Annotated in this window: 7 protein-coding genes and 1 tRNA gene; 7 read left to right on the plus strand and 1 reads right to left on the minus strand. The window is 66.0% G+C overall.

What is annotated here, in order from left to right; all coding sequences use genetic code 11:
- Positions 1 to 111 precede the first annotated feature (111 nt).
- Positions 112 to 2,766, plus strand: a complete 2,655-nt coding sequence (locus AT700_RS12035) for a TonB-dependent receptor (RefSeq protein WP_047689342.1) — start codon at positions 112 to 114, stop codon at positions 2,764 to 2,766.
- Between the two features lie 10 nt (positions 2,767 to 2,776).
- Complete coding sequence (locus tag AT700_RS12040) at positions 2,777 to 3,991, plus strand: MFS transporter (protein ID WP_003113355.1); 1,215 nt, start codon at positions 2,777 to 2,779, stop codon at positions 3,989 to 3,991.
- A 15-nt stretch (positions 3,992 to 4,006) separates the two neighbouring features.
- On the opposite strand, the gene AT700_RS12045 is transcribed toward AT700_RS12040, so the two are convergent.
- Positions 4,007 to 5,035: an AraC family transcriptional regulator gene (locus AT700_RS12045; protein ID WP_003097554.1), complete on the minus strand. Its 1,029-nt coding sequence runs from the start codon at positions 5,033 to 5,035 to the stop codon at positions 4,007 to 4,009.
- Between the two features lie 617 nt (positions 5,036 to 5,652).
- Between AT700_RS12045 and pqsH the strand changes: the two genes are divergently transcribed.
- The 5 genes from pqsH to AT700_RS12070 all read left to right on the plus strand — a co-directional run bounded on the left by pqsH (position 5,653) and on the right by AT700_RS12070 (position 10,352).
- Complete coding sequence (pqsH, locus tag AT700_RS12050) at positions 5,653 to 6,801, plus strand: 2-heptyl-3-hydroxy-4(1H)-quinolone synthase (protein ID WP_003090354.1); 1,149 nt, start codon at positions 5,653 to 5,655, stop codon at positions 6,799 to 6,801.
- Between the two features lie 341 nt (positions 6,802 to 7,142).
- Positions 7,143 to 7,787: a UvrY/SirA/GacA family response regulator transcription factor gene (uvrY, locus tag AT700_RS12055; protein WP_003090351.1), complete on the plus strand. Its 645-nt coding sequence runs from the start codon at positions 7,143 to 7,145 to the stop codon at positions 7,785 to 7,787.
- Positions 7,788 to 9,614 (plus strand): excinuclease ABC subunit UvrC, encoded by a 1,827-nt coding sequence (uvrC, locus tag AT700_RS12060; protein ID WP_003097551.1) that lies wholly within the window; start codon positions 7,788 to 7,790, stop codon positions 9,612 to 9,614.
- A 33-nt stretch (positions 9,615 to 9,647) separates the two neighbouring features.
- Entirely contained in the window at positions 9,648 to 10,208 is a 561-nt protein-coding gene (gene pgsA / locus AT700_RS12065; protein WP_003090349.1) for a CDP-diacylglycerol--glycerol-3-phosphate 3-phosphatidyltransferase, read from the plus strand.
- 68 nt (positions 10,209 to 10,276) lie between these two features.
- A tRNA-Gly gene (locus tag AT700_RS12070) sits at positions 10,277 to 10,352 on the plus strand.
- Positions 10,353 to 10,615: the final 263 nt, after the last annotated feature.

Here is a 10,615-nt window from a genome sequence, read left to right on the forward strand (position 1 = left end):
CTGCGGAGGAACCCGGGCGCATAAGGTTATGCGAAATTCATATTGCCCGACGCTGAAAAAGCCGGCGTCGGATTGCACTCATGGGCGAATTCCATCCAGGACGATTCGACCATGCCCGATGTACGTCTTTCCTCTCGTTCGTTGACCCCCGTGCTCTGTGCGGTGGGGCTCGCCTGCGCGCTGCAGGGCGAGGTGCAGGCCGCCGACGGTGGGCCGCGCGACGCGGCCACGGCGCCCCGGGTATTCGACATAGCGCCCGGCGAACTGGCCGAGGTGTTGTTGAACATCGTGCGCCAGGGACACGTGCCGATCGCCTTCGACCAGCGCCTGGTGGCGGGGTTGCGCGGACCAGATATCCGCGGCCGGCTCAGTGTCGAGGAGGCCTTGCGGCGTGCCCTGGCCGGCAGCGGGCTGGCATACGCGCAGGACGAAAGCGGTGCCTTCGTCCTGCGCCGCGGACAGGCGCCTGTGCAGGAGACGCGAGGTGCGACGGTGGCACCGACCTTGTCCACCGTGGTGGTCACCGGCACGCGCAAGAGCGATGTGAAGGCGCAGGACAGCCTGAGCCCGATCGATGTGGTCAGCGCTACCCAGCTACGCAGTAGCGGTGCGGTCGATCTGCGCGATGCGCTGGTCAAACTGCTGCCCTCGCTGACCCGCCAGGCCCAGCCGTTCAACGCCTCGGCGTTGACCCACACGCAGTCGCTGCGCGGGCTGAGCCCCAACCATGTGCTGGTGCTGGTGAACGGCAAGCGTCGCCACGAAACGGCCAATCTCAATATCAGCGGCGGGCTGGAGAAGGGCTCCACCGGCGTCGATCTGGACACCATCCCGATCAACGCCATCGAGCGGGTCGAGGTGCTGCGCGACGGCGCCTCGGCGCAGTACGGTTCGGACGCCATCGCCGGGGTGATCAACGTCATCCTCAAGTCCGCCGACAGCGGCGGGTCGGCGGCCGCTGACGTCGGGCAGACCGGCGACGGCGACGGCTTCACCCATGGCGGCGGGGGGAACATCGGGCTGGCCTTCGGCGATAGCGGCTTCGTCAACCTCACCGCCGAATATCGCGAGCAGGAGCGCACGATGCGCAGCGGCATCGATGAGCGCACCGGTCGGCGCGACAATATTTCCATGGGCGATCCCGCGTTCCACCGGCAATCGTTGGCGCTCAACTCGGGTTTCGGGTTGGGCGACGATATCGAGGTGTACGGCTTCGGCACCTATACCCGGCGCAAGGCCTCCTCGGCGGCCAACTATCGCCTGGCTTCGGTGGCGCCGACGCTGTATCCGGACGGTTTCACGCCGCGCCCGAACAGCGACGAGGACGACTATGCGTTCCTCGCCGGGGTGCGCGGCGAGCGTCTGCTGGATGCCTGGCACTGGGACCTGAGCAGTGGCTACGGCGCCGACCGTCCCGATATCGGCATGACCCAGTCGGTGAACGCGGCGATCTACCGTGAAACCGGCAACAGCCCGAGAAGCTTCGACCTGGCGCGCTACCGCAACAGCCAATGGACCAGCAACCTGGACCTGGGGCGAGAATTCGAACTGGATTTCCTCGCTGCTCCGCTGGCGTTGTCGCTGGGTGCGGAATACCGGCGGGAAAGCTACCGCATCGACGCCGGCGACCCGGCGTCCTACTACAGCGGCGGGGCGGAATCCCTGGCTGGCCTCTCGCCGCTCAGCGAGGGGCAATGGTCGCGGCACGCCTGGGCGTCCTACCTGGACCTGGGTACCTCCCTGACCCCAGCCTGGGAGGTCGACGTGGCGGTGCGCCACGAGAAATTCAGCGACTTCGGCAGCACCACCAACGGCAAGTTCGCCACCCGTTACCAGTTCGATCCGCGGGTGGCGCTGCGCGCCAGCGTAAGCAGCGGGTTCCGCGCGCCGTCCCTGGTCCAGGAGCACTACACCGGCCTCAGCGTCGGCCCGACCATCGCCCTTGGCCTGCTGGCGGCCAACTCGCCGGCGGCGAAGATGCTCGGCGCCGACGAACTGCAACCGGAGAAGTCGACCAGCTTCAACCTTGGCCTGGTACTCAGCCCGTGGGAAAACGTCGGGCTGAACATCGACGCCTACCAGATCAGCATCCGCGACCGCATCGTCGACAGCGCCACCTATTCCGGCCAGGAAGCCATCGATGCCCTGGCCGCGGCGGGGATCTCGTTGCCGGCCAGTGCCAGTACGGTCAGTACCCACTACCTGGCCAACGGTGCCGACACCCGCACCCGCGGTGTCGACATCACCGGTCACTACCTCGTCGCGCTTGGCGAGTACGGGCAGGTCGACTGGGAACTGTCGGCCAACTTCAACCGCACCACCTTGCGCAAGAACCATCGAGGCGCCAACGGCGAGCCGCTGCTCAATGCCCAGCAGGTCGCCTGGATCACCAGCTCCACCCCGCGCAGCCAGGTTTCCCTCGGCGGCACCTGGAGCCGCCAGGACTGGGAGGTCAGCCTGCGCCTGACGCGCTACGGCCGGACCAGCTCGGAACTCGACTACACGGTAGGGCCGGACGCCTGGTCGACGGAGAAATTCAACCATTTCGTCAACGACCCGAAGTACATCACCGACATCGCCGCGCGCTACCGGCTCAGCGCCGACCTGACGCTGACCGCCGGCGCCGACAACCTGTTCGACGTCCGTCCGGACAAGCTGCCCGCGCAGAACACCACCTATGGCGACGTGCTGCGCTACGACACCTATGCCTCGCAGATCGGCTTCAACGGCGCCTTCTACTACCTACGCGCGGCATACCGCTTCTAGAGGGCCAGGCGTGGCGCAACGAGAATTTTCCGCGACCAGCGGCGGTGTGCTGCTGGCGTCGGTGGTGGCGATCATGCTCGGGCCCACCGGCATCCTGCTGAACACCTTCAGTCTGTTCATCGCACCGATGAGCGCCGAGTACGCCTGGGACCGCGCCGAGGTGTCGTTGCTGGTGACGCTGTTCGGACTGGCGGTCGCCATCACCAGCCCGCTCAAGGGCTGGCTGATCGACCGTTGGGGCGCGCGGCGGACAATGCTCGGGCTGACCGCCGCCCTGTCGCTGCCGCTGCTCGGCCTGGCGGCGGTGAATGCCGTCTGGCAACTCTACGCGCTGTTCCTGCTGATCGGCCTGCTGGCGCCAGGCAACCTGCCTTACGGACGTATCCTCGGACTCTGGTTCCGCCAACGCCTGGGCGTGGCCTACGGCCTGCTAGGCCTGGGCTTCGGGGTGGGCGGGCCGCTGGGCCTGCTGGTCGGCCACCAGAGCCTCGAAGCGTGGGGCTGGCGCGGCGCTTTCCTGGTCTACGGCGTGCTCGAACTGGGCCTGGCGCTGCCGCTGCTGGCCTGGCTGTTCCGCGAGCCAGCGCCGGATGCTGGCGTGGCCGCCGGCACGGCCGTAGCGGAAACCGCGCTGAGCGGATCGACGGCGCCCCAGGCCTGGCGCAGCGCCAGTTTCTGGCTGGTGCTGGGCAACCAGGTACTGGCGGTGTTCGTGATGTCCGGGATCATGACCCATGGCGTGCCGATGCTGGTGGAGCGCGGTTTGTCCCGGGGCGAGGCGGGCACCGCGCTGTCGGCGTTGTGGGTCGGCATGATGCTGTCGCAGCCGCTGATGGGCTGGCTTCTCGACCGCGTGGCGACGCCTCGGGTGGCGTTGCCCTTCGCCCTGGCGGCGGTGCTCGGCATGGCCTGGTTCCTGGTGGGCGACACACCGAGCGGTCTATGGCTGGCGGTGTTCCTGGTCGGCCTGGGTGGAGGAGGGGAAAGCGGCACCACCAAGTACCTGTTGATGCGCTACTTCGGCCTGCGCAGTTTCGGTGTGATCTACGGTTCGATCCAGCCGTTCACCTTCGCCCTGTCGATCAGTCTCGGCGCTTACCTGCTGGGCTGGCTGTACGACCGCGCCGAAGGCTACGGGACGGCCGAATGGGTGCTGCTCGCGGCTTTTTCCCTGGCTGCGTGCAGCCTGTTCGCCTTTCGCCCCTATCCGCAGAAATTGCCCTGAAGGGAATCATGCCGGCTAGCGTTCGCCCTGGCGCCGCGCGGTCTTGCCGGCGAGGCGGGCCTGCCGATAGTCGTTGGCACACTGTCCCGTCCAGCGACGGAAGGCGTGGCGAAAACTGGAGGTATCCATGTAGCCCAGCCTCTCGGCGACTTCCTCGATGCGCAGTCGCTCGTCCCGCAGCAGTTGGCGCGCCCTGTCGTGACGGACCAGGTCGAGCACTTCCCGGTAGTTGGTGCCCTCGTCGGCGAGCCGTCGGCGCAGCGTCCGCTCGGTGACCTTCAACTGCCGGGCGACCCAGGCGATGCTCGGGTAGCGGTCCTGTAGCACCTCCAGCAGTGCCACGATGCGTTGGCGGTAGCCGCCCATCTCGCGGGTGACGCGGGTGTTGAAGGCCTTGCTGCCGAGCGCCAGCGAGGCCTGGAACACGGCGGAGTTGGCAGTGGCGATCTCGGCCTCGAGCAATTCCTCGGGGAGGGTGAAGGTGATGCCTGCGCCGGCGAAATACACCGGCACCCGGAAATACTCCTCGTATGCCCGCACGTCGCCGTTCCTTTCCGGGAGGCGCAGGCGGACCAGTTCCAGCTCGCCCAGCAGCAGGTCGCGGAACACCGCGTAGGCGGCCGACGCCAGGACGTTGGCGTGATACAGCCGGGCCGACTGCGGCCAGTCCGGCTTGTCCTGCAGGTCGATATCCACATCCACGGTGTCGCAACTGGAACGTCGCACCGCGATCCCGCGGATATCCTTGCGGAACAGCAGCATGTTGGTCTTGATCAGTTGCAAGGCTTCGCCCACGGTGCCGGCACTCTGCAATGCCAGCCCGGCGACGCCGTAGTCGGAAAGGCGGTAGTGCTCCCCCAGGCTCAGGCCTTCCAGGGGGGAGCGTCCGTTCAGCACGATCCACTCGTAGAGCGCTTCGCTGGGCAGGCGCGGCTCGGCAGCCGAACCCTGACGCATGTCCGGAGGCGTGATGCGTTGCACGGCGAGGTAGTTGTTGAGTGGTCGCCACTCGAAATCGTACTGGATGTTTTCGGACGGGCTCATCGGTTACCTCTTGCACGCGATGCTATCGCCCTGAAGGCGTCAGGGCTTCGTTATTCCATGCGGATGTCGTTTCGGTTGATTTTCGTACGCTGGGCTTCCGGCAATCACTACCTTGCGTAAGGGGTTGACAGGAGCGGGGTCTGCGTATAGCCGCGCCTCCGCGACGCCGTGCCGATCGGTCGTGCATGCTTGCCGTGGCCCGGCTGAGCACTGCCGTCCCGGCCACTCTCGCCGGGGTGGCTGCGCCTGGATGATCGTCGTGGGCGGTGGTGGCGCGGGCCGGTCGCCCTGAGCTTCAGGCGCCATCGCCGCTTGCCGGCGCTCGGGAGGCCGCTGGCCAAGGAAAACCGTAGCGCCGCGGCGGGCGGCGGCTAGCGGGGATTTCCGGCCACGCGTGCCGTGCCCGGGCCACGCTTGCCTTCCCGGCGCGCCGGACTCCCGGTGGCCTGGAGGACAGGAAAAGCGAGCGGCGAGGTGTCGGCGAGCAGGGTCAACTCGATCTTCTGATAGGGTCGGTGGGCTGTCCGGGGCGGCTAGGATGGACATTTTCATCGTCTCGGGCAGGCCTGTCGCGACCGCGCGAAGTCGCGACGGATGCCGCTGCTAAGGAGCAACGGATGACCGTTCTTATCCAGGGGGCCGGGATCGCCGGCCTGGCGCTGGCGCGCGAATTCACCAAGGCAGGCATCGACTGGCTGCTGGTCGAGCGGGCCAGCGAGATCAGGCCCATCGGTACCGGCATCACCCTGGCGAGCAATGCGTTGACGGCGTTGTCCAGCACCCTGGATCTCGACCGGCTGTTCCGCCGTGGCATGCCGTTGGCCGGCATCAACGTATACGCCCACGACGGTTCGATGCTGATGTCGATGCCTTCCAGTCTGGGTGGGAATTCCCGCGGCGGCCTGGCGTTGCAGCGCCACGAACTGCATGCGGCGCTACTGGAGGGGCTGGATGAGTCGCGCATTCGGGTCGGGGTCTCCATCGTGCAGATCCTCGACGGACTCGACCACGAACGCGTGACCCTGAGCGACGGCACTGTCCACGACTGTTCGCTGGTGGTCGGTGCGGATGGCATTCGTTCGAGCGTGCGACGTTATGTCTGGCCGGAGGCGACCTTGCGTCATTCCGGCGAAACCTGCTGGCGCCTGGTCGTTCCCCATCGGCTGGAGGACGCCGAGCTGGCGGGAGAGGTCTGGGGACACGGCAAGCGCCTCGGCTTCATCCAGATCAGCCCGCGCGAGATGTATGTCTACGCGACCCTGAAGGTGCGCCGGGAGGAGCCCGAGGACGAGGAGGGCTTCGTCACCCCGCAACGGCTGGCCGCCCACTACGCGGACTTCGACGGCATCGGCGCGAGCATCGCCCGGCTCATACCGAGCGCCACCACGCTGGTGCACAACGACCTCGAGGAGTTGGCCGGCGCCTCCTGGTGCCGCGGACGGGTAGTGCTGATCGGTGACGCCGCACACGCCATGACGCCGAACCTGGGGCAGGGCGCGGCCATGGCCCTGGAGGACGCCTTCCTGCTGGCGCGCCTGTGGTGTCTGGCGCCGCGCGCCGAGACGCTGATCCTGTTCCAGCAGCAACGCGAGGCGCGGATCGAGTTCATCAGGAAGCAATCCTGGATCGTCGGCCGCCTTGGTCAATGGGAATCGCCCTGGAGCGTCTGGCTGAGGAATACCCTCGTTCGCCTGGTGCCGAATGCCAGTCGCAGGCGCCTCCACCAGCGTCTTTTCACCGGTGTCGGTGAGATGGCCGCGCAGTAGCCGCCGGTGCCAGTGGCGTCTTGGTCGCCTGTTTTCGACTTCGGCGATGGTCGCTATGGAGAAGTCCCGGGCAACCAGGGCGCTTGCGCTTTACCAGGCCCGGCGTCGCTGGGCTCTCCACAGGTTCGCCGGTTTTTGCTGCGATCCGGTCTGCCGCTCGCCGGGGGCTGGCGGTATACTTCGCAGCGCCCGTTCGATGCCGTCGAATGATGTTTCCATGACGCTTGATTTATGACGCCTTTGCGCCAAGCTAGGTCATGGGATGGCTTTCTGTTAAGGTTGCCGAAATCTCCTGGGGGCCCGTGTGGGCGGTTGTCTGCTAATGCGCGACGAGGTGCAGCGTGATTAAGGTGCTGGTGGTCGACGACCACGATCTGGTACGCACCGGTATTACCCGCATGCTGGCCGACATCGAAGGCTTGCAAGTGGTCGGCCAGGCCGACTGCGGTGAAGACTGTCTGAAACTGGCCCGCGAACTGAAGCCGGATGTCGTCCTGATGGACGTGAAGATGCCCGGTATCGGCGGCCTGGAGGCAACCCGCAAGCTGCTGCGCAGCCAGCCCGACATCAAGGTCGTGGTAGTCACCGTCTGCGAAGAGGATCCGTTCCCCACCCGCCTCATGCAGGCCGGCGCCGCCGGCTACATGACCAAGGGCGCGGGGCTGGAGGAAATGGTCCAGGCGATTCGCCAGGTCTTCGCCGGCCAGCGCTATATCAGCCCGCAGATCGCCCAGCAACTGGCGCTGAAGTCCTTCCAGCCGCAGCAGCACGATTCCCCCTTCGATTCGCTGTCCGAGCGCGAGATCCAGATCGCCCTGATGATCGCCAACTGCCACAAGGTGCAGAGCATCTCCGACAAGCTGTGCCTGTCGCCGAAGACCGTGAATACCTATCGCTACCGCATCTTCGAGAAGCTCTCGATCACCAGCGACGTGGAGCTGGCGCTGCTCGCCGTCCGCCACGGCATGGTCGATGCCGCCAGCTAGATGAGCGCCGTTTTCGACGCAAGCGCTTTCCTCGCTACCTGCAGCAATCGTCCGGGCGTCTACCGCATGTTCGATGCGGACGCCAAGCTTCTCTACGTGGGCAAGGCGAAGAGCCTGAAGAAGCGCCTGGCCAGCTATTTCCGCAAGTCCGGCCTGGCGCCGAAGACCGCTGCGCTGGTGGCGCGGATCGCCCAGGTGGAAACCACCATCACCGCCAATGAAACCGAGGCGTTGCTGCTGGAGCAGACGCTGATCAAGGAGTGGCGGCCGCCCTACAACATCCTGCTGCGGGACGACAAGTCCTATCCCTTCGTGTTCCTCTCCAGCGAGGACGAGTATCCGCGGCTGTCCCTGCACCGTGGCGCGAAGAAGCGCAAGGGGCGTTACTTCGGTCCCTATCCGAGCGCGGGAGCGATCCGCGAGAGCCTCAACCTGCTGCAGAAGGCGTTTCTCGTCCGCCAGTGCGAGGACAGCTATTTCCGCAACCGTACGCGGCCCTGCCTGCAATACCAGATCAAGCGCTGCAAGGGGCCCTGCGTGGGGCTGGTCAGTCCTGAGGAGTACGCCGAGGACGTGCGCCACTCGGTGATGTTCCTCGAAGGAAGGAGCAACGCGCTGGCCGACGAGCTGAACGTCGGCATGGAGCAGGCGGCGATGCGCCTGGACTTCGAGAAGGCGGCGGAGTTGCGCGACCAGGTGGCGATCCTGCGGCGGGTCCAGGACCAGCAGAGCATGGAAGGTGGCAACGGCGACGTCGACATCGTCGCCGCCATCGTCACCCCTGGCGGCGCTTGCGTACACCTGATCAGCGTACGCGGCGGGCGGGTGCTGGGCAGCAAGAACTTCTTCCCGCAGGTCGCGATCGAGGAGGAGGTGGGCGAAGTGCTGCTGGCGTTCCTTGGCCAGTACTATCTCAGCCACCAGGAGCGCGACCTGCCGGCGGAGTTGATCGTCAACGTGACGCACGAGGATTTCCCGGTGCTGGTTTCGGCGATCGCCGAAGCGCGAGGCCGCGAACTGGAGATCAGCTACCGGGTGCGTGGTACCCGCGCCCGCTGGCAGCAACTGGCGGTGACCAACGCCGAACAGGCCCTGGGCGCACGCCTGGCCAACCGCCAGCATGTGGCGGCACGCTTCGAAGCCCTTGCCGAGGCGCTCGACCTGGCGGAGCCGCCGCAACGCCTGGAGTGCTTCGATATCAGTCACTCCAGCGGCGAGGCTACCGTGGCTTCCTGCGTGGTGTTCGGCCCGGAAGGGCCGCTGAAATCGGACTATCGCCGCTACAACATCGAAGGCGTCACGGCCGGCGACGACTACGCGGCGATGCACCAGGCGCTGACCCGCCGCTTCAGTCGCCTGAAGGACGGCGAGGGGAAGATGCCCGACATTCTCCTGGTGGATGGCGGCAAGGGGCAATTGGCCATGGCCCAGGAGGTGCTCCAGGAACTGGCGGTCGCCGGTCTGATCCTGCTCGGCGTGGCCAAGGGCGTGACCCGCAAGCCGGGGCTGGAAACCCTCTACCTGAACGATGCCTCCCACGAGTTCACCCTGCCGGCCGATTCGCCGGCGCTGCACCTGATCCAGCAGATACGTGACGAAGCGCACCGTTTCGCCATCACCGGCCACCGTGCGCGGCGCGGCAAGGCACGGCGGACGTCGACGCTGGAGGACGTCCCTGGCGTCGGCCCGAAACGTCGGCGCGACTTGCTCAAGCATTTCGGCGGGTTGCAGGAATTGTCGCGGGCGAGTATCGATGAACTGGCCAAAGCCCCCGGTATCAGTAAAAAGCTTGCCGAGCAGATTTATGCCGTCCTGCACAGCGAGTAGAATGCCGGCTCACCTCGCAGCCTAGATGGTCCGATGAATATCCCCAATCTGCTCACGTTACTGCGCGTCCTGCTCATTCCGATCTTCATTCTGCTGTTCTATCTGCCGACGTCCTGGAGCTACCTGACCGCCAGTGCCGTGTTCGCCCTGGCCGCCGCCACCGACTGGCTGGACGGCTACCTCGCCCGGCGCCTCGGCCAGAGCACGCCGTTCGGCGCCTTCCTCGACCCGGTCGCGGACAAGCTGATGGTGGCGGTTGCGCTGGTCTTGCTGGTGGAAGAGCACGCCAACCTGTGGCTGACCCTGCCGGCGGTGATCATCATCGGCCGCGAGATCGTGGTTTCCGCCTTGCGTGAGTGGATGGCCGAACTGGGGGCGAGGGCGCAGGTCGCGGTGTCCAACCTGGGCAAGTGGAAGACCGCGGCGCAGATGCTGGCGCTGGTCATTCTCCTGGCGAATCCGCCGCTGATGACCTTCTGGGTGATTCTCGGCTACGTGCTGCTGATCATCTCCGCGGCGCTGACCCTGTGGTCCATGGTGCACTACCTGCTGGCCGCGTGGCCGCATCTGTCGACCACCCCGAAAGAGAAATAAACTTTTTTGAATCAAGGAGTTGACACGGCGCCGCGATGCTATAGAATGGCGCCCGTCACCAAGACGATGCGGGAATAGCTCAGTTGGTAGAGCACGACCTTGCCAAGGTCGGGGTCGCGAGTTCGAGTCTCGTTTCCCGCTCCAAATATAGATCTATAGAGTTCCAATGAAGTCTGTAGATCATTGAGAAAGGGCCTTCGGGCCCTTTTTTCGTTCCGCCTCCAAGTCCCGTACCCGTTCGTGGAACGTCCGCGCCGAGGGGCGGTTCTCCTTGCCGCTTTCCCGGCGACCGGGGCCGTACGTTTCGCGAAGCCCTTCGTCTCGCCAGCGAGGCGGCTTGCCGCAAGATGCTGCCTCGGCACATCAGAAGTGTGGCTGTCGCACTCCAGGGGGGCTCGATTCATTGC

Source organism: Pseudomonas aeruginosa, from assembly GCF_001457615.1.
Taxonomy (GTDB): Bacteria; Pseudomonadota; Gammaproteobacteria; order Pseudomonadales; family Pseudomonadaceae; genus Pseudomonas; species Pseudomonas aeruginosa.